The 486-nt window shown below is 78.0% G+C and carries 1 pseudogene; it reads right to left on the minus strand.

Annotated features, from left to right (window positions below):
- Positions 1-486 (minus strand): annotated as a pseudogene (locus SACPADRAFT_RS32295) (haloacid dehalogenase); the annotation flags it as partial.

The following is a 486-nucleotide window of genomic DNA, read 5'->3' on the forward strand; positions in this document are numbered from 1 at the left end:
CGCCTCCGGGCCGGTGACCAGGTGGTCCTCGACCTCGGTCCACGTCCGTTCCAGGGCGCGGGCCTCCCGCCACTGGCCCGCTCGCTGCAGGACGTCGAGCAGCACCCCCTCCCCGCCGGCGGCCCGGCCCTGCGCCAGCGCACCGGTCATCGAGGTCAGCGACTCGGCACGGGAGTGGCTGTGCGTGCGCCGGGCGAGGCGTTCCCGCAGGTCGGGATGGTGGTCGACGACGCCGACGAAGGCGGCCACCTCCGGGGGCAGCGGCGCCCACGGCGCCACGCGCGTGAGCAGCGAGGTGGTCAGCGCGACCAGGTCGACGGCCAGGGTGGGCACCAGCCGGGTTCCCCGCAGGCCGGCCGCCGGGTGCACCGTCTCGTCCTCGGCGGCCCGCTCCTCCGGTTCGACCGGCATCCGCTCGGCCCGGCGCACCCGCTCCACCAGCGGCGCGCTCCGCAGCCCGGGGTCGGACAGGGCCACGACCACCCG

Source organism: Saccharomonospora iraqiensis subsp. paurometabolica YIM 90007 (genome assembly GCF_000231035.2).
GTDB lineage: Bacteria > Actinomycetota > Actinomycetes > Mycobacteriales > Pseudonocardiaceae > Saccharomonospora > Saccharomonospora paurometabolica.